This is a genomic window from Nitratireductor sp. ZSWI3 (assembly GCF_024655565.1).
In the GTDB taxonomy this organism is placed as follows: domain Bacteria; phylum Pseudomonadota; class Alphaproteobacteria; order Rhizobiales; family Rhizobiaceae; genus Nitratireductor.
In genome coordinates, this window is sequence record NZ_JANKOF010000019.1 from 34,343 (window position 1) to 50,939 (window position 16,597).

Consider the following 16,597-nt stretch of genomic DNA (forward strand, 5'->3'; position numbering starts at 1 on the left):
AATGTCAGGAGCGGGCTGCAATCTCAACGCGAGAAAGCGTACAATTCGTTGACAATGAGCACCAAGCCTTTCATTTGTTTACTAAAGTCAACAAATGATGGCATTTGCGGAATGGAAAAGGCGGTCATCGACAAACGCGATCTTTCCGGAACGTTCCGCGAGCGCCTCAAGGGTCTCGTGCAGCGCTCGGGCCTCAACCAGTCGGCCTTCGCGGCCGCCGTGGGAATCGACCGCTCCGCCCTCTCGCAGCTTCTCTCCGGCGCCTCCACGCGTCTGCCGCGTGCCGAGACGCTGCTCAACATCGCCGCCGAGCACAAGGTCTCGCTCGACTGGCTGCTCGGCCTCAGCCAGGACGAGGGCATCACCGGCGAGCTGCGCGAAAGCCTCGAGATCGCCGAGGCGCAGGGCGGCTTCAACGACACGCTGCTGGCCAAATGGCATGCCGAGGCCGTGGGCACCAAGATCCGCTACGTGCCGGCCGGCATCCCCGACCTGCTGCGCACCGAATCGGTGATCCTCTACGAGGCCGACGCCATGCCGCAGAGCCGCACCACCCAGATCAGCGAGGCGCAATATCGGGTCGATTACAACCGCCGGCCCGAGACGGACATGGAGGTGTGCATGCCGCGGCAGACGCTGGAGCTGTTCGCCAAGGGCGAAGGGCTGTGGCGCAACCTGCCCGAACAGGCGCGTGCCGAGCAGGTGGTGCATATGGCGCGGCTGATCGACGATCTCTATCCGACCTTCCGGCTCTTCCTCTACGATGGCCGCAAGCGCTACTCGGCGCCCTACACCATCTTCGGCCCCTATCGCGCCGCGCTCTACATGGGCGGCATGTATCTGGTGCTCAGCGCCACCAGCTCCGTCACCACGCTGACGCGCCATTTCGACGGCCTCATCCGCGCCGCCGAGATCAACGCCCACGAAGCGGCCGAATTCGTGAAGGGGCTGCGGCTCGGATGATGCCGACGAGACCGGCCGGCATCGCGCAAGTCATCGGCGATTGACCGCATATAAAGATTTCTTTATATCGTCACCATCAGTTTCAACGAGCCAGAACCAGAGGCGGCCGCCATGCAAAACCCGATCGACGCGCTCATCGCGGAAAAGGGAATCCTGCTCGCCGACGGCGCGACCGGCACCAATCTCTTCGCCATGGGGCTGCAATCCGGCGAGGCGCCCGAATTGTGGAACGAGGACGCGCCGGAGAAGATCGAGGCGCTGCATCAGGGCTTCGTCGATGCGGGTGCCGACATCATCCTGACCAATTCCTTCGGCGGCACGCGCCACCGGCTCAAGCTACACAACGCGCAGGACCGGGTGTTCGAATTGAACCGGAAGGCGGCCGAGATCGCCGGCCGGGTCGCCGCAAAGGCGGGGCGGCGCGTCATCGTGGCTGGCTCGGTCGGGCCGACGGGCGAGCTTCTGGAGCCGCTCGGCGCGCTGACCTATACCGACGCCGTGGCCGCCTTCGCCGAGCAGATGGAGGGGCTGAAGGCGGGCGGCGCCGAGGTCGCGTGGATCGAGACCATGTCGGCGCCGGAGGAGATCCGCGCGGCGGCGGAGGCGGCGATCAAGGTCGGCCTGCCCTACACCTATACCGGCTCCTTCGACACGGCCGGCCGCACCATGATGGGGCTGGCGCCGAAGGACATCCACGGCGTGGTCGACGGCCTCGGGGAAAAGCCGCTGGCGGTCGGCGCCAATTGCGGCGTCGGCGCACCGGACATCCTGGCGGCCCTTCTCGACATGTCCGAGGCACGGCCGGACGCCACGATCGTGGTGAAGGGCAATTGCGGCATCCCCGAATTCCGCGGCACCGAGGTTCATTACTCCGGCACGCCGGAGCTGATGAGCGACTATGTGCGGCTGGCCGTGGACGCAGGCGCCAGGATCATCGGCGGCTGCTGCGGCACCTCGTTCGAGCATCTCAAGGCGATGCGCGCCGCCCTCGACGGCCACAAGACACCCGATCACCGGCCAAGCATCGACGAGATCGTGGCGCGTGTCGGCCCGTTGCGCAACAAGCCCGCCTCCGAGAGCGGCGCGGCAGCCGCTTCGAGCGCCCGGCGCTCTCGCCGCGTCCGCGGCTGAGGTCCGCTCCGTCCGGGAAAATATTCCTGGACCAATCGAACCCTCCTTGCCTGTCGCGGGCAAGGTTTTAAAAGCATTCATGCGCCGAAGGCATTTTCCTTCCGCGCAGCCGGCCGGCGTCGATCGTTCCGCCCGCCGCCACGAGGTAGACGACATGACGGTGCTTGCTTCCGGCGCTCGCGCGCCGGTCAATCCCTGGTTTGCCGAGGTGCGTGCAACGGTGGCGCTTGCCTGGCCGATGGTGCTCACCAACCTGGCGCAGATCGCCATGACCACCACCGACGTCATGATGATGGGGCGCCTCGGACCTGAGGCGCTGGCCGCCGGCACGCTCGGTTACAACCTCTATTTCGCGCCGATCATCTTCGGCCTCGGCCTGCTTCTGGCCACCTCGCCGATGATGGCGAGCGCGCTCGGCCGCAAGCTGCATTCGGTCCGCGACGTGCGGCGCACCGTGCGCCAGGGGCTGTGGCTCGCCACCGCCGTTTCGGTGCCGATCTGGGCGATCCTCTGGCACGCTGAGACCTTCCTCGTGTGGATGGGGCAGGAACGGCCGCTGGCCGAGACCGCCGGCAGCTATGTGCGGGCGCTGCAATGGGCCGCCCTGCCCTTCTTCGGCTATGTGGTGCTGCGCTCCTTCATCTCGGCGCTCGAGCGGCCGGGCTGGGCGCTCACCATCATGTTCGCGATGGTCGCCTTCAACGTCCTTGCCAACTGGTGCCTGATGTTCGGCAATCTGGGCTTTCCCGCGCTCGGCGTTCCCGGCTCGGGCATCGCCACGACATTGTCGAGCGCGCTGATGTTCCTCGGCATGGTGATCATCGTCTCGACGCAGCGCCAGTTCCGCCGCTTCCAGCTCTTCGGCCGCTTCTGGCGCTCCGACTGGCCGCGCTTCCGCGAGCTGCTGCGGCTCGGCCTGCCGATCGCCGGCGCCATGACCTTCGAGGTGACCATCTTCAACGCCGCCGCCCTGCTGATGGGCCTGATCAGCGCGCCGGCGCTGGCCGCGCACGCCATCGCCATCCAGATCGCCTCCATCAGCTTCATGGTGCCGATGGGCCTCAGCCAAGCGGCGACCGTCCGCGTGGGACGGGCCTTCGGAGCGCAGAACCTCGACGGCATCACCCGTGCCGGCTGGACGGCGTTCGCGCTCGGCATCGGTTTCATGAGCCTGATGGCGCTCACCATGGTCCTCGTCCCGCGCGTGCTGATCAGCGGGTTCATCGATCTCGGCAGGCCGGAAAACCAGGTGGTGATCGAGCTTGCCGTCACCTTCCTGGCGCTCGCCGGCCTGTTCCAGATCTTCGACGGGGCGCAGGCCGTCGCCGCCGGCATGCTGCGCGGGCTGCACGACACCAAGGTGCCGATGATCTATTCGCTGCTCGGCTACTGGGGGCTGGGCTTGAGCTCGGGCGTCCTGCTTGCCTTCCCGCTCGGCTTCGACGGCGTTGGAATCTGGATCGGCCTGGTCAGCGGCCTCGGGATCGTCTCGCTGCTGCTGTTCCTGCGCTGGCGCCGCCGCGACCGGCTCATGCCTTGGCTTCACCGCCCCTCCAGCGCTTGAGCCGGCCGCGCTTGGCCTCGTCGATCAGCATGTTGGCGACCTGCATGCGGATCATGGCGTTGGCGCGCAGATGCGCCGGCACCCGGTCGGGGTGGTTGCGGAAGGCGAAGTCGCGCCGCAACCGGTCGAGATTCTTCGGCATCTGGCGTGCCGAAAGCCCCAGTTCGCGGGCGATCTCGTCCGGATCGGTCGAAGGCAGCGGCGCGGGCTCCTCGATCCTCTCCGCCCGCGCACCCTCATGGGCCCGGTATTCGGCCTGCGCCCGCCGGTCGGTGAAGTTGATGCGGCCCGAGTGAAGCTCCTCGGCGACGGAGAGATAATCCAGCGAGGCCGGGCGGGCCGGCGCCTCGCGGTGCCCGGTGTCCTCGCTCAGAATCTCGTCGAGCAACGACGCGAAGTCCCGATGCGCGCCCCTGGCCATTCCTCTCCCGCTCCCGGCACATGGGCCGAACCTGTTACAGCAAACCCTTAGCCGGGACCGGTTAAGAAACATCTGCCGCAGGGCAGTGTATTTGAAGCAACGGCGCAATGCACCCGTTCCACAAGCCGACATAGTCTGCCCATGGTTCGCGCCTTAACATGAGGTGCGAGTCGCGAGCGCCCGGAGTGGCACTCGCCGCCTGAAGCCGAAGAGGTGATGATGAGATCCGCAGCTCTTGCCGCCGCATTGCTTGCAGCGATGCAGATGCCAGCCCTTGCAGAAGACACCTATATCGACGACCGCTCGACACCCGAAGCGCTGCTGCGCTCGCTCTACAACGCGATCAACCGCAAGGAATACGCGCGCGCTTTCGATTATTTTTCCACCCCGCCCGCCAAGAGTCTCGAGGCCTATCAGGAAGGCTATGCCGACACGGAGAGCGTCGACTTGCTGACAGGCCCGGCGACCAGCGAGGGTGCGGCCGGCAGCATCTACTACTCGCTCCCCGTCGCCATACGCGCCACGGCCGCCGACGGCGGCGAACGCGTCTTCGCCGGCTGCTACACGCTGCGGCTCGCCAATCCGGCGATCCAGGGTACGCCGTATCAGCCCCTGCACGTCGAAAAGGCCGCCATGAAACCTGCCGAGGGCGACCTGCCGGACGTGCTGCCGCCAAGCTGCGGCGAAGGACAAGCGGTGGCCGGCGACACGGTTCTCGCCGAGGCCGAGGCGCTCTTCGCCGCTGCCTACGGGCGCAGCTGCACGCCGCCGCAGGACGAGGCGGAGCCGCAAAGCTACACGATCCCCTTCAACTATTCCTATGACGACGAAGACGCGCCGAAACGCGAGGCCCGCCTGTTCCGCTTCTTCTGCAGCCGCGGCGCCTATAACGAGACACATGTCTATCTTTTGGCCGATGCGGAAGGCGCCGTGACGCCGCTGCAGTTCGCGACGCCCGAGACCGACATCCAGTACGAGAACGGCGATACGGAAGGCAAGGTGGAGGACATCCGCGTCATCGGCTACACGGCGCAGGACAAGCTCGTGAACTCGGATTTCGATCCCGACACGCTGACGCTCTTCTCGCACGCGAAGTGGCGCGGCGTGGGCGATGCGTCGTCGACCGGCACCTGGATCTTCCGCGAGGGCACCTTCACCCTCGTCAGATATGACGTCGATGCGTCCTACAATGGCGAGATCGACCCGGTGACCCTGCTCGACTACAACACCGGCCCATGACCGAGCCTATCTGAGGGCGAGCATCCAGTTGAGCGTCTCGCGCCAGTCGGTCATGCGGATGGGCGTGCCGTGCGTGCCCGTCTCGAAGCGGACGAAGCGTGCCGGATAGCCCGGCGCGCCAGCCCTGATCCGCTCGAAGAAGGCCTCTTGCCCGGCGATGGGAAACACCGTGTCGCGGCTGCCATGACCGAAGAAGACCGGCACGCGCGCTGCGTGGGCGGGACTTTGCAGGAAGGTTGCGTCCCACATGGAGCCGAGCAGAATGAGCCCGCCGAGACGCTTTGCCGTGTCGCCGTCGCGCGCCAGGGCCCAGCACAGCGCGCCGCCCATCGAGCCGCAGGCGACGAACACCGGCGCGCCCGGCGATGCCTTCGCATAATGGCCGATCAGCGCGCCGATCTCGCGCGCGCCGCGTTCGCCGAAATCGGAGAAATCGGGCGACAGATACAGCCCTCCGCTCTTCACCATCAGGTTCTTGATGCGGTTGAAGTTGCCGCCGAAGGTGAAATCGTCGACGCCCTGGCGGCGGCTGCCGCCCTGCCCGTGCAGATAGACGACGATGGCCCGGGCGCCGCGCGTCTTGCCGACGGCAAAATGGCGGACGGCGCCGGCGGCCGTCTCGACCGTCAGATCCTTCTGCACGCCGCGCACGCCGGTCGACACATACTGCCCCTGCACCCGCCGCTCGGGCACCGCGTCGCGACCGTTTATGTCGCGCGCCTCGCGATAGTCGACGACGCGATACGCTCCGTCGGCGCCGGACGACAGGATCCCCGGATAGGCGAACAGGCGGTCCTTCTGCGAGGCGAGCTCGAAGGCCGCAACGGGCAGGATCGAGCCGGCCATCGATGCCGCGACGAAAACGATTTTCAAACAATAACTTGCGGAAAAAATCGTGTTCATTGAGTCAGGATGCCGCCGGCGTCTTCCAGCGCCTCCGGCGTATCCACGTCGATGTGGGCGGCGGCGCCGATCTCGACGTCGACGACGGTGAACAGCCCCTGTTCCACGACATGGCGCGCGCCGGTGTCGCCTTCAAGGCGCGCCACCTCGGCGAACAGCGCCCGCGGCAGCAGCACCGGGTTGCCGCGCTTGCCGTTGTGCGTGGCGCGCACCACGCAGTTGCCGCCGGCCTTGCGGAACGCCTCGACCAGCCGGTCTAGATCGGCCGCAGCGATCTCAGGCATGTCGGCGAGAACGACGAGCGCGCCCGCTGCATCGTCCGGCAGCGCGGCAATGCCTGTCCGCAACGAGGTCGACAGGCCATCCGCATAATCGGGATTGAGGACGGTTTGGAGATCCAGGCCGTCGAGCGCGGCGCCGATGCGGTCCGCCTGGTGGCCGAGCACCGCGACGGCGCCGTCCACGCGGCTCTGCGCCAGCGCGGCTCCCGTGCGGCGCACCAGCGGCACGCCGTCGAAGGCGGCGAGAAGCTTGTTGCCGGCTCCGATGCGCCGCGACTGACCGGCGGCGAGCAGGACGCCCCATACGGGCAAAGGCCGTTCGCCCCTTGCCTGTTCGCGCGGCTGCGGGCGCGACGGGATTTCCGCCAAAAGCCCGCCGACGCCCATGCCGGCAATGTCTGCCGAGGAGACGTCTAGCCCGGCCATGATGCGGTCGAGCACCCAGTCGAAGCCATTGATCCTGGGGCTGCGGGCGCAGCCCGGCGCGCCGATCACCGGCTTGCCATCGATTTCGCCGAGCACCAGAAGGTTGCCGGGATCGACCGGCATGCCGACGCGCTCGACACGGCCACCGGCCAGCCGGATGGCCGCCGGGATCACATCGTCCTCGTCGCAGACCGCGGACGCCCCGAAGACCAGCAGCAGTTCGCTCTCGCCGATCAGCGCACGCAGGGCGCGGGCGACCGCCTGCGCGTCGTGCCCGGGGCGCAATTCGCGCCCGGCCGTGCTTCCCGAGCGGGCCAGCCGCTCGGCGGTGATGCGCGCCGTCTTGTCGAGCACGCTGCCCTTGAGGCTCGGCAACACCGTCTGCACGATCCCGACGCGGCGCGCTTCGAACGGATGCAGCGCGACGGCCGGTGCCGCCCCGGCGAGCGCGGCGGTCTCGGCAATCCGCGCCTCCGCCACGGCAAAGGGAATGATCTTGACCGTCGCCACCATCTGCCCCGCCCTGACCGCGGTGAAGGCGGGCAGCGTGGCAATTGTGATCGCCGGATCCACGGCGTTGACGGCATCGATGACGGCCTTGTCGGCGGTGAACAGGCCGGCAACGGTCGCATGGAGATTGACGCGGCCCGTCGACGGCGCGCGGGCCTCGATCGCACGGGTCGCAAAGCTTTGCGCCAGCCGTTCGGCCGCCTGGTCCTCGTCCAGATCGCCGGGAGCGAGCCGGGCAGCGATCACCTCGGTGACACCGGCCGCCTGCAAGGCCGCAAGATCCTGCTCCGTCAGCCGATGCGCCTTGCGCAGCCTTGTCGCCCCGGCCAGCGTCGCATGCGCCAGCACGGCGCCCAGGGCTTCCTCGAGCGCGACAGGTCCGAACCTCACGCTGCCTCTTCCTTTGCCACCAGGCCGCGCGAGCGCAGCGCGGCAATGACCGAGCCGAGCACCGCCACCGCGATCTCCGCCGGGCTCGCCGCTCCGATGTCGAGGCCGATCGGCGCCTCGATGCGGTCGATCGCCTCGCTCGAGGCACCGGCCGCCAGAAGCCGCTCGACGCGTCTCGCATGGGTCTTCCGGCTGCCCAGCGCGCCGATGTAAAAACACTCCGCCTTCAGCGCGGCCAGCAGCGCCGGGTCGTCGATCTTCGGATCATGGGTAAGCGCGGCCAGCGCCGTATAGGCATCGAGCGGCGCGCGCGCCAGCACCTCGTCGGGCCACTCCGCGTGAAGCGTCACATCGGGAAAGCGCTCGGGCGAGGCGAAGGCCGTGCGCGGGTCGATGACCGTCAGGTCGAAGCCGGCGATCCTCGCCATCGGCGCCAGCGCCTGGCTGATGTGGACAGCGCCGATCACCACGAGCCGCGGCGCCGGCAGATGCACGTTGAGGAAGAAGCTGCGTCCGTCGATCTCGACCGTCGCCGATCGGCCGGACCGGAAGGCGCGTGCCACGGCCTCGCCCAGCGCGCCGGCCACCGTATCGCCCTCGCGGATCACGCGGTCGCGGCCGTCGCCGAGATCGGTCAGAAGGACCGCAGCCCTGCGTTCGCGGCGCAGCGCGTTGAGCTTCTTGAGAGACAGCGGATCCACTAGCCGAGCCTTTCCACATAGACCTTGATGCGGCCGCCGCAGGACAGGCCCACCCGCCAGGCCGTCTCGTCGGCGACCCCGAATTCGAGCATGCGCGGCGTGCCGTCCGCGAGCACCTCGGCGGCCTCGGCCACCACCGCACCCTCGACGCAGCCTCCGGAGACCGAGCCTTCGAAATTGCCCTCGACATCGATCACCAGATGGCTGCCGACGGGCCGTGGCGCCGATCCCCAGGTCTCGACCACCGTGGCGATCGCCACGTCGCGGCCGGACTTCATCCATTCTTCGGCGATCATCAGCGGATCGCCTTCGCGCGATTGCAGGTCTGCTTCAGACATTGGCAGTACTCCCGCCCTTCATATGGGCATGCTGAAAGCCCGATGCCAAGTCCCCGCCCCTGTCCCCCGTGCGATGCGCCGGCGCCACCAGCGCCGCACAGAGATCGGCAAGCGCATCGAGCGAATGGACCGGGCGCAACTCGTCCACATGCGGCAGCATGGCGCGCATGCCGCGCGCCTTCGGCTCAAACCCGTCATAGCCGAGCAGCGGGTTGAGCCAGATCAGCCGACGGCAGGATTTGTGCAGCCGTTCCATCTCGCGCGACAGCACCTCGATGTGGTCGCGCTCGAGCCCGTCGGTGATCAGCAGCACGACGGCACCCTGGCCCAGAACCCGGCGCGACCACAGGCGGTTGAACGCTTCCAGAGCCGTGCCGATGCGCGTGCCGCCCGACCAGTCGCGCACCGCCGCCGATGCTTCCGCCAGGGCCTCGTCGGAGTCGCGGCGGCTGAGCGGCCGGGTGATGTTGGTGAGCCGCGTGCCGAAGGTGAAGCTGTGCACACGGCGGCGCTTCTCCGTCAACGCATGCAGGAAATGCAGGAAAATGCGCGAATATTGGCTCATCGAGCCCGAGACGTCGACCAGCGCCACAAGCGGCGGGGCGATGCGGCGCGGCGAGCGGAATTTCGGCAGGATCAGGCCGCCGCCGGTTCTCAGGCTCGAGCGCAGCATGGCGCGCGGATCGACCCGGGCACCGCGCGGATCGGGCCGGAAGCGGCGTGTGGCGACCCGGTCGAACGGCAGCACCAGATCGCGCATGGCAAGCCGCGCCTCCGCCACCTCGGCGGCCGACATCTGCGCAAAATCCTTCTTGCGCAGGACCTCCATCGCCGCGAAAGACAGCCGCGCGTCGAGCTCGAATTGCGGCCGCTTCTTGATGATGGCGCGGCGTTCCTCGTCAAGGGCGTCCTCGGCGCGGCGGTTGCCCGGCTGCGGCTTCTCGGGCAGCACCTCGGCCTCTTCGGCATCGTCGTCGATCGGGGCGTCGTCACGGTCTTCGCGACGCGCCCAGTAGAGCCGGAAGGCGGCGTCGAACAGCGCGTGGTCCTCATGCCGGGTCAACAGCGTCGAATGCAGCGTCCAGTAGAAATCCTCGCGCCGTTCGATCCCGACGGTGAGCACAGCCTGGATCGCGTCCATCACGGCGGCGGGGCCGACACGCATGCCGGCGCGGCGCAGCATGCGGGCAAAGCCGACGATGCGGTCGGCAAGCCGCGCGCCTTCGCGCCCGTCGCCGGCCGTCGCCCTGGCTTTGCCGGCGGAAGCCATCTCAGCCTCCCTTCACCTCTTCCAGGATGCGCTTGCCCTCGCCTTCGTCCAGCCGCGCGATGTCGTCCTGATATTTCAGCAGGACGCCCATCGTGTCGGCGACCGTTCCGGCCTCCAGCGCCTCCTGGCCGAGGGCCGTCAAAGCCGTCGCCCAATCGATCGTCTCGGCCACGCCCGGCGCCTTGAACAGGTCGATCTCGCGCAGCTTCTGCACGAAGGCGACAACCTCGCGGGCCAGCCGCCGGTTCGCGTCCGGCACCTTGCGGGAAAGAATCTCGAGCTCGCGCGCGGCATCCGGGTAATCCACCCAGTGATAGAGGCAGCGGCGCTTCAGCGCATCGTGGATCTCGCGCGTGCGGTTGGTGGTGATGACCACGATGGGCGGCTCGGCGGCGCGGATCGTGCCGAGCTCGGGAACGCTGACCTGATAATCGGACAGAACCTCCAGAAGGTAGGCTTCAAAGGCCTCGTCGGCGCGGTCGAGCTCATCGATCAGGAACACCGGGGCGCCACCGATGCCGCTCTCCAGCGCCTCCAGGACCGGCCGGCGGATCAGGTATTTTTCCGAGAAGACGCTGCTCTCCATCTCGGAGCGGTCGTGAATGCCGGCCGCCTCCGCCATTCGGATCTCGATCATCTGCGCGGCGTAGTTCCACTCATAGACCGCCGAGGAGACGTCGAGCCCCTCATAGCATTGCAGGCGGATCAGCCGGCGGCCGAGGCCGGCCGCCAGAACCTTGGCGATTTCCGTCTTGCCGACGCCCGCCTCCCCCTCGAGGAACAGCGGACGCTTCATGCTCAGGCTGAGAAAGAGGACGGTTGCCAGCGCACGGTCCGCCACATAGCCGCCGTCGGTGAGCAGTGAGAGCGTTTCGTCGATGGATTGCGGCAGTGCGCGCGGATTGGCCTTTGACATCCTGTCCCTCGGGTTCGAGGTGCTTGTACCAAGTGTTACAATATCCGGTAACCGCGCTCATGGTAGAGGAGCGGATGCGATTTCTCGCCGATGCTGAGGCCGGCGACCCGGCCGAAATAGACGCGATGCGTGCCGAGTTCCACCGTCTCGACCACATGGCAATCGAAAACGGCCAGCGCATCGGGCAGCGTCGGCGCGCCGGTCGCGATCGTCTCCCAATCGGCGAGCGCGAAACGGTCTTCCGGCGCCAGGCCGGTGAGACCCGAAAAGGCGTTCGACAGGTCCTGATGGTCGGCGGCGAGCGTGTTCAGCGCGAAGACGCCGTTCTCGACGAAACAGTCGTTGGCCGGGTTCTCACGGTTGAGACAGACCAGGACGGTCGGCGGGTTGTCGGAAACCGAGCAGGCCGCGATAGCGGTCACGCCGCGCCGGCCGGCGGGTCCGTCGGTGGTAACGATGTGGACGGCGCCGGCAAAACGGGCCATGGCGTCGCGATAGTGACGCGGCTCGATCTCGTTGGTCTTCAGCACATTCAAATCTTTCAACTCTTCGCCTGCGATATAGGCCTCGCCACGAGCCTTACCAAGGAGGAGACCTCGCCGACAGACCAAATTCGCAAAAAGCGATACGCCAGCCGCACCGGCAGGGTGCCGCCGGACTTGTGCACGCGGGCCGGGCAGCTTACCAGTTTGGCGGCTTTGGCGTTAAGCTCACCGAAAGACGCTCTTTGAGTCTCCTGCCGGTGCGTGGCCATCAAAGGACGAATCGAACCCACAATGCGGTGCCTTGCCCTGATCCTCGCCTTCTGCCTCACCTCGTGGCCGCTTGCCGCGCACGCTCAAGAGGTGAGCATCGGCGTTGCGGCCCCTTCCAGCGGCAATTTCTCCATTTTGGGCAAGCAGTTGCTCGACGGTGCTCGTGTGGCGTCCGAGGCGGCGGAGGCTAGGGTGACGATCGTCGAAGCGGACACGGGCTGCAGCGCCGAGGGCGGGCAAGCGGCCGCGCGCGCCTTCGCCGAGCACGCGGTTTCCGCGGTCGTCGGCTTCCTGTGCACCGACGCCATCGAGGCCGCCCTGCCGCTTCTCAAGGAGGCCGGCATTCCCGTCGTCACACCCGGCGTGCGCACCGCTACGCTGACGGATCAGCGCCAGCGTAGCGGCTGGCCGGTGTTCCGCGCGGCCCCGCGTGCCGATGCCGAGCGCGACGCGGTGGCCGACCTTCTGGTGCGACGCTGGCGTCGGGAGTTCTTCGCCATCGTCGACGACGGCACGATCTACGGCCGCGAACTGGCCGAAACGCTGCGCGCGGCGGCCGAACTGCAGGAGCTGAAGCCGGTTTTCGTCGATACGTTCCGACCGCAGCTTGACAATCAGATCGGTCTTGCCGGCCGCCTGCGGCGAGCCGGCGCCACGCATGTCTTCGTCGGCGGAGACCGCAGCGACATCGCCATCCTGGCGCGCGACGCGAAGGCAATGGACTATATGCTGACCATTGCCGGCGGCGAGGCGCTGCGCGCCGAAACCAGCACCGTGCCGCTGGCCGCCGGCACGCTGATGGTCGGCCTGCCGCAGTGGGCCGACGTCGCCGCGCCCGAGGCGCTGGCAGCCCTTTCGGATGCCGAGGTGGTGCCGGACGGCTACGTGCTGCCGGCCTTCGCCGCCACCCAGATCGCTCTCGCCGCGGCGCGCGATGCACGGGCGGAAGAAACGACGGTCGGCGAAGCGCTGGCCTCCGGCACGTTCGAAACGGCGCTCGGCTCGCTGTCGTTCGACGCCAAGGGCGATCTTTCGACCGGCTTCTACCGCCTGTTCCGGTTCGACGGCGAAACCTTCGTGGAGGCCGAATGAGGCAGCGCACAGGACCGCTCAATCTCATCACCGACGTCGCCGGGCTGACGGTCGGCAACCATTCCGATGGCAGGGTGAAATCCGGCGTCACGGCGCTCCTGTGCGAGACGCCGGCCGTCGCCTCGGTGCAGGTGCTGGGCGGCGCGCCGGGAACGCGCGAAACCGACCTCCTGGAGCCGCACAATCTCGTCGGCGCGGTCGATGCGATCGCTTTGTCCGGCGGTTCCGCCTTCGGGCTCGATGCGGCCGCCGGCGTGCAGGCAGCGCTGCGCGAGATGGGCCGCGGCTTCGAGATTCTCGGCTTCCGTGTGCCGATCGTTCCGGGCGCCATCCTGTTCGACCTGCCGAACGGCGGCGACAAGGATTGGGGCCGCTTTCCGCCCTACCGCGATTTCGGTTTCGCCGCGGCCATGGCGGCAGCGGAAACCTTCGGTCTCGGCAGCGCCGGCGCGGGAACGGGCGCCACCACCGCCGGCCTCAAGGGCGGGCTCGGCTCGGCTTCCACCGTGCTGGACAACGGCCTGACCGTCGGCGCCCTCGTCGCCGTCAACGCGGTCGGTTCGGTGACGGTCGGCGACACGCCGCATTTCTGGGCCGCCCCCTTCGAGATCGGCGACGAATTCGGCGGGCTCGGCCTGCCCCATCCCCTGCCCGAAGATGCACAGCGCGTGACGACCAAGACGCGCGCGGCGGCCGGCGGCAACACGACGATCGGCATCATCGCCACCGATGCGCGGCTCGACAAGGCAGCGGCGAAACGGCTGGCGATCGCCGCCCATGACGGCTTTGCCCGTGCCATCTGGCCGGCCCACACGCCGGTCGACGGGGACCTCGTCTTCGCGCTCGGCACCGGACGCAACGAGACGGCGCTCGACCTAGAGACGCTGATCGACCTCAACGCCGCGGCGGCGAGCACGATGGCGCGCGCCATCGCGCGCGGCGTCTTTGCCGCGACGGCGGCCGACGGCGACAAAACGCCGGTGTGGACGACGCGCAGCCCGCGTGGCGGAATGGGAAAGGACCGATGAGAATGAGCATTTTGCGAGCGGCCGCCCTTGCGGCCCTTTTTCTGATCCCGGCCGAGGGCCGGGCCGGCGATGCGGCGACCGCGGAGATCCTCGGCTTCAGCGCCGATGGCGGCATCTTCGCCTTCGAGGAATACGGCGTCCAGGACGGCTCGGGCTTTCCCTACGCCAACCGCTATTACATCGACACGGCGAACGACAGCTTCCTGCCCGGCACGCCGGTGCGGGTGCGCCTCGAGCAGGACGGAGCCAGCCTCGCCGAAGCGCGCGCCCAGGCGAGAAACAAGGCGCAGACGATCATCGACGATGCCATCCTGGTGGAGAATCGCGGCTTCACCGCCGGCTGGAACACCGTCACGGAGCGCTCGGCCGATCCGTTCCGGCTGGAGGTCGACCCGCGCCCGGTCTTTCCGGCCATCGACGCTCCGCTCGAATTCCGCCTGACCGAGCTGCCGATGCCGGACGCCGCGCAGTGCCACGGGCTCGGCGAGGCGGCCGGTTTCCGGCTTGTCCGCGCCGCAATCGCGCCCGGCGCGCAGGCCGACCTGCTGCACGAGGATTCATCCATCCCGACCAGCCGCGGCTGCCCGCTCGGCTACCGGCTGGCCGGTGTCCAGACGCTTTATCCGGCCGAGGGCGCGCCGGTGTTCGCGGTGATCATCGCCATCCGCGCCCTCGGCTTCGAAGGCCCGGATCACCGCTACATCGCCGTCACCGGACGGTTTTGAGGGTGGCGGCGCGGGCCGTCCGGCGCCGGACCTGACCATGGGGGATCGTTTGTCCGCCGCCCTGTGGCGCGCGCTTCCCTCGCCCAGCCATGCCGTGTTCGGCGCGCTGCTCTGGGGGGCGCTCATGGGAGCGAACGCCTTCCTCTTCCTGTGGCTCGCCGACTGGCGGCCCGTCTCGCAACTCGCCGGCCTTGCCGGGATCTTCGCGCTCGGCGGAGCGATCGGCTTTCCCGCCGGCCACACCGCCTGTCGCCTCCTGTCGCGGCACGAGCGCACCGAAACGCGCTTTGCGGCCGCCTTTCTGGCCTTCGCGACGGCAACGCTCGGCGCCACGGCCATGGTCTATGCGCTGCAGTACCGGGCCTACTACGCGCAGTGGCACGGCCCGCTGTTCTCGCTCCGGTGGATCCTGGAGTTCGTCTTCACCACCGCCGGCGCGCTCTACCAGTTCGCGGTGCTTGGCCTGCGCATCTATTTTCCCTGGGGATTCGCCGCCCTTTTCGCCCTGAGCCTCTACTATGCGGCCAAGCCGCGTTGAGCAAAGCGCCCGCCTCTGATACGGAGACGCCAAATTCAATCGTAACGAAGGCAAGGCCCGCATGATCCCGCGCTATTCGCGGCCGGAAATGGTCGCCATCTGGTCGCCCGAGACCAAGTTCCGCATCTGGTTCGAAATCGAGGCACATGCCGCCGATGCCATGGCCGAGCTCGGCATCGTGCCGAAGGAAGCGGCGAAAATCATCTGGGAGAAAGGCGGCAAGGCGACCTTCGACATCGAGCGCATCGACGAGATCGAGCGCGAGACCAAGCATGACGTCATCGCCTTCCTGACGCATCTGGCCGAGATCGTCGGCCCCGAGGCGCGCTTCGTCCACCAGGGAATGACCTCCTCCGACGTGCTCGACACCTGCCTCAACGTGCAGCTCGTGCGCGCCAGCGACATCCTGCTTGCCGATCTCGACGCCCTGCTCGCCGCCCTCAAGAAGCGCGCCTACGAGCACAAGGACACGGTCACCATCGGCCGCAGCCACGGCATCCACGCCGAGCCCACGACCTTCGGCGTCAAGCTGGCGCAGGCCTATGCCGAATTCGCGCGCTGCCGGACGCGGCTCGTCAACGCCCGCGAGGAGATCGCCACCTGCGCCATCTCGGGCGCCGTCGGCACCTTCGCCAACATCGACCCGCGCGTCGAGGCGCATGTCGCCGAGAAGATGGGGCTGAAGCCCGAGCCGGTGTCCACCCAGGTGATTCCGCGCGACCGGCATGCGATGTTCTTTGCGACGCTCGCGGTGATCGCCTCGTCCATCGAGCGCCTGGCCGTCGAAGTGCGCCACCTGCAGCGCACCGAGGTGCTGGAAGCGGAGGAGTATTTCTCGCCCGGCCAGAAAGGCTCGTCGGCGATGCCGCACAAGCGCAATCCGGTTCTTTCGGAAAACCTGACCGGCCTTGCCCGCATGGTGCGCGCCTATGCCGTGCCGGCGCTCGAGAACGTGGCTCTGTGGCACGAGCGCGACATCTCGCACTCCTCCGTCGAGCGCATGATCGGCCCGGACGCAACCGTGACGCTCGACTTCGCCCTGGGCCGGCTGACCGGCATGATGGAAAAGCTGCTCGTCTATCCGCAAGCCATGCAGAAGAACATGGACCGCTTCCGCGGTCTCGTTCACTCGCAGCGCGTCCTGCTCGCGCTCACCCAGGCCGGCGTCTCGCGCGAGGACTCCTATCGCCTGGTGCAGCGCAACGCCATGAAGGTGTGGGAACAGGGTGCCGACTTCCTGAGCGAGCTTCTGGCCGACAAGGACGTCCGCGCCGCATTGTCCGAAGACGAGATCCGCGACAAGTTCGACCTCGGCTACCACACCAAGCATGTCGATACGATCTTCAAGCGGGTTTTCGGGGGGAGCTGAGGTCCCCGCATCCGCCCAACCGCTTCGGCATGGATGC

General features: G+C 67.9%; 17 protein-coding genes. 9 read left to right on the plus strand and 8 right to left on the minus strand.

The genetic code is table 11. The annotated features are described in order from the left end of the window. Positions 1–111: 111 nt before the first annotated feature. The 3 genes from NUU27_RS08675 to NUU27_RS08685 all read left to right on the plus strand — a co-directional run bounded on the left by NUU27_RS08675 (position 112) and on the right by NUU27_RS08685 (position 3,658). A complete protein-coding gene (locus NUU27_RS08675; protein ID WP_257761693.1) occupies positions 112–963 on the plus strand; it encodes a helix-turn-helix domain-containing protein in 852 nt (283 codons plus the stop codon). Between the two features lie 111 nt (positions 964–1,074). Further along, positions 1,075–2,094: a betaine--homocysteine S-methyltransferase gene (gene bmt / locus NUU27_RS08680; RefSeq protein ID WP_257761694.1), complete on the plus strand. Its 1,020-nt coding sequence runs from the start codon at positions 1,075–1,077 to the stop codon at positions 2,092–2,094. Between the two features lie 154 nt (positions 2,095–2,248). Continuing rightward, positions 2,249–3,658 (plus strand): MATE family efflux transporter, encoded by a 1,410-nt coding sequence (locus NUU27_RS08685; RefSeq protein WP_257761695.1) that lies wholly within the window; start codon positions 2,249–2,251, stop codon positions 3,656–3,658. Here the strand turns inward: NUU27_RS08685 and NUU27_RS08690 are convergent. Continuing rightward, positions 3,624–4,079, minus strand: a complete 456-nt coding sequence (locus NUU27_RS08690; protein WP_257761696.1) for a hypothetical protein — start codon at positions 4,077–4,079, stop codon at positions 3,624–3,626. The two genes, NUU27_RS08685 and NUU27_RS08690, sit on opposite strands and share 35 nt — an antisense overlap. Positions 4,080–4,298: 219 nt before the next feature. On the opposite strand from NUU27_RS08690, the gene NUU27_RS08695 reads away from it, so the two are divergent. Continuing rightward, entirely contained in the window at positions 4,299–5,318 is a 1,020-nt protein-coding gene (locus NUU27_RS08695) for a DUF1176 domain-containing protein (RefSeq protein ID WP_257761697.1), read from the plus strand. A 6-nt stretch (positions 5,319–5,324) separates the two neighbouring features. Here the strand turns inward: NUU27_RS08695 and NUU27_RS08700 are convergent, their stop codons facing one another. From NUU27_RS08700 to NUU27_RS08730, 7 genes are read right to left on the minus strand one after another with little or no spacing between them, the layout of a single operon-like run. Continuing rightward, positions 5,325–6,221: an alpha/beta hydrolase gene (locus tag NUU27_RS08700; RefSeq protein ID WP_374566148.1), complete on the minus strand. Its 897-nt coding sequence runs from the start codon at positions 6,219–6,221 to the stop codon at positions 5,325–5,327. Beyond that, positions 6,218–7,828, minus strand: a complete 1,611-nt coding sequence (locus tag NUU27_RS08705; protein ID WP_257761698.1) for a molybdopterin-binding/glycosyltransferase family 2 protein — start codon at positions 7,826–7,828, stop codon at positions 6,218–6,220. The genes NUU27_RS08700 and NUU27_RS08705 overlap by 4 nt, the downstream gene beginning before the upstream one ends. Continuing rightward, a complete protein-coding gene (locus NUU27_RS08710; protein ID WP_257761699.1) occupies positions 7,825–8,529 on the minus strand; it encodes an XdhC family protein in 705 nt (234 codons plus the stop codon). The genes NUU27_RS08705 and NUU27_RS08710 overlap by 4 nt, the downstream gene beginning before the upstream one ends. Beyond that, entirely contained in the window at positions 8,529–8,867 is a 339-nt protein-coding gene (locus tag NUU27_RS08715; RefSeq protein WP_257761700.1) for an XdhC family protein, read from the minus strand. Before NUU27_RS08715 ends, NUU27_RS08710 begins: the two co-directional genes overlap by 1 nt. Continuing rightward, positions 8,860–10,137, minus strand: coding sequence for a VWA domain-containing protein (locus NUU27_RS08720; protein WP_257761701.1), 1,278 nt, complete (start codon positions 10,135–10,137; stop codon positions 8,860–8,862). Before NUU27_RS08720 ends, NUU27_RS08715 begins: the two co-directional genes overlap by 8 nt. A 1-nt stretch (position 10,138) precedes the next feature. Continuing rightward, complete coding sequence (locus tag NUU27_RS08725; protein ID WP_257761702.1) at positions 10,139–11,053, minus strand: MoxR family ATPase; 915 nt, start codon at positions 11,051–11,053, stop codon at positions 10,139–10,141. 35 nt (positions 11,054–11,088) lie between these two features. Continuing rightward, positions 11,089–11,583, minus strand: a complete 495-nt coding sequence (locus tag NUU27_RS08730; RefSeq protein WP_257761723.1) for a flavin reductase — start codon at positions 11,581–11,583, stop codon at positions 11,089–11,091. Positions 11,584–11,829: 246 nt separating this feature from the next. Here NUU27_RS08730 and NUU27_RS08735 point away from each other — a divergent pair, with 246 nt between their 5' ends. The 5 genes from NUU27_RS08735 (at position 11,830) to purB (ending at position 16,560) form a co-directional block, all read left to right on the plus strand. Further along, entirely contained in the window at positions 11,830–12,900 is a 1,071-nt protein-coding gene (locus NUU27_RS08735; RefSeq protein WP_257761703.1) for a branched-chain amino acid ABC transporter substrate-binding protein, read from the plus strand. Next, positions 12,897–13,928 (plus strand): P1 family peptidase, encoded by a 1,032-nt coding sequence (locus tag NUU27_RS08740; protein ID WP_257761704.1) that lies wholly within the window; start codon positions 12,897–12,899, stop codon positions 13,926–13,928. The genes NUU27_RS08735 and NUU27_RS08740 overlap by 4 nt, the downstream gene beginning before the upstream one ends. Continuing rightward, on the plus strand, positions 13,925–14,653 hold the full coding sequence (locus NUU27_RS08745) for a DUF2259 domain-containing protein (protein WP_374566155.1): 729 nt from the start codon (positions 13,925–13,927) through the stop codon (positions 14,651–14,653). The genes NUU27_RS08740 and NUU27_RS08745 overlap by 4 nt, the downstream gene beginning before the upstream one ends. A 37-nt stretch (positions 14,654–14,690) precedes the next feature. Next, complete coding sequence (locus tag NUU27_RS08750; protein ID WP_257761706.1) at positions 14,691–15,191, plus strand: hypothetical protein; 501 nt, start codon at positions 14,691–14,693, stop codon at positions 15,189–15,191. A 61-nt stretch (positions 15,192–15,252) separates the two neighbouring features. After that, positions 15,253–16,560: an adenylosuccinate lyase gene (gene purB / locus NUU27_RS08755; RefSeq protein ID WP_257761707.1), complete on the plus strand. Its 1,308-nt coding sequence runs from the start codon at positions 15,253–15,255 to the stop codon at positions 16,558–16,560. Positions 16,561–16,597: the final 37 nt, after the last annotated feature.

Excerpts from the sequence above, each read along its gene's own strand:
- bmt (WP_257761694.1), top strand. The coding sequence starts at position 1,075 with ATGCAAAACCCGATCGACGCGCTCATCGCGGAAAAGGGAATCCTGCTC.
- NUU27_RS08685 (WP_257761695.1), top strand. The coding sequence starts at position 2,249 with ATGACGGTGCTTGCTTCCGGCGCTCGCGCGCCGGTCAATCCCTGGTTT.
- NUU27_RS08690 (WP_257761696.1), bottom strand. The coding sequence starts at position 4,079 with ATGGCCAGGGGCGCGCATCGGGACTTCGCGTCGTTGCTCGACGAGATT.
- NUU27_RS08735 (WP_257761703.1), top strand. The coding sequence starts at position 11,830 with ATGCGGTGCCTTGCCCTGATCCTCGCCTTCTGCCTCACCTCGTGGCCG.
- NUU27_RS08740 (WP_257761704.1), top strand. The coding sequence starts at position 12,897 with ATGAGGCAGCGCACAGGACCGCTCAATCTCATCACCGACGTCGCCGGG.
- NUU27_RS08720 (WP_257761701.1), bottom strand. The coding sequence starts at position 10,137 with ATGGCTTCCGCCGGCAAAGCCAGGGCGACGGCCGGCGACGGGCGCGAA.
- NUU27_RS08745 (WP_374566155.1), top strand. The coding sequence starts at position 13,925 with ATGAGAATGAGCATTTTGCGAGCGGCCGCCCTTGCGGCCCTTTTTCTG.
- NUU27_RS08675 (WP_257761693.1), top strand. The coding sequence starts at position 112 with ATGGAAAAGGCGGTCATCGACAAACGCGATCTTTCCGGAACGTTCCGC.
- NUU27_RS08715 (WP_257761700.1), bottom strand. The coding sequence starts at position 8,867 with ATGTCTGAAGCAGACCTGCAATCGCGCGAAGGCGATCCGCTGATGATC.
- NUU27_RS08725 (WP_257761702.1), bottom strand. The coding sequence starts at position 11,053 with ATGTCAAAGGCCAATCCGCGCGCACTGCCGCAATCCATCGACGAAACG.
- purB (WP_257761707.1), top strand. The coding sequence starts at position 15,253 with ATGATCCCGCGCTATTCGCGGCCGGAAATGGTCGCCATCTGGTCGCCC.
- NUU27_RS08750 (WP_257761706.1), top strand. The coding sequence starts at position 14,691 with ATGGGGGATCGTTTGTCCGCCGCCCTGTGGCGCGCGCTTCCCTCGCCC.
- NUU27_RS08700 (WP_374566148.1), bottom strand. The coding sequence starts at position 6,221 with ATGAACACGATTTTTTCCGCAAGTTATTGTTTGAAAATCGTTTTCGTC.
- NUU27_RS08695 (WP_257761697.1), top strand. The coding sequence starts at position 4,299 with ATGAGATCCGCAGCTCTTGCCGCCGCATTGCTTGCAGCGATGCAGATG.